The sequence below is a fragment of the Streptosporangium nondiastaticum genome (assembly GCF_003011965.1).
GTDB lineage: Bacteria > Actinomycetota > Actinomycetes > Streptomycetales > Streptomycetaceae > Streptomyces > Streptomyces nondiastaticus.
Map to the genome: position 1 here is coordinate 1 of NZ_PXWG01000404.1, position 395 is coordinate 395.

Below are 395 nucleotides of genomic sequence, written 5' to 3' on the forward strand. Positions count from 1 at the left end.
CCGAGGGAGAGGATGAACGAGATCGTCGACGCCGCGGATTCGGGGATCCCGAGCCCGGCGAGCGGTCCCGCGAGCAGATGGTGGATCGCCGGCTCGGAGACGTTGCCGAGCAGCAGCGAGCACACGGTGATGCCGAGCTGGCAGATCGCGAGCATGAGCGAGACGTGCTCCATCGCGTAGAGCGCCGTCTTCGCGGCCCCCGACCCGGCGGCCGCGCGCGGCTCCACCTGGGAGCGCTTGGCGGCGACGATCGCGAACTCCGAGGCGACGAAGAACGCGTTGCCGAGCAGCAGGACGACGAGCCAGACGAGTCCGAGCCAATCAGAGCTCATGCTTCCGACCTCCCTCTGCGCGGTGGCGGGCGTCGCGATGCTGAGCGTCGGTCGCCTCGGTGG

Annotated in this window: 1 protein-coding gene; it reads right to left on the reverse strand. The window is 70.1% G+C overall.

The genetic code is table 11. The features are described from left to right. On the reverse strand, positions 1-332 hold a 332-nt coding region (locus B7P34_RS36445; protein WP_146167074.1), incomplete at its 3' end, for a CNNM domain-containing protein. Between the last annotated feature and the right edge of the window lie 63 nt (positions 333-395).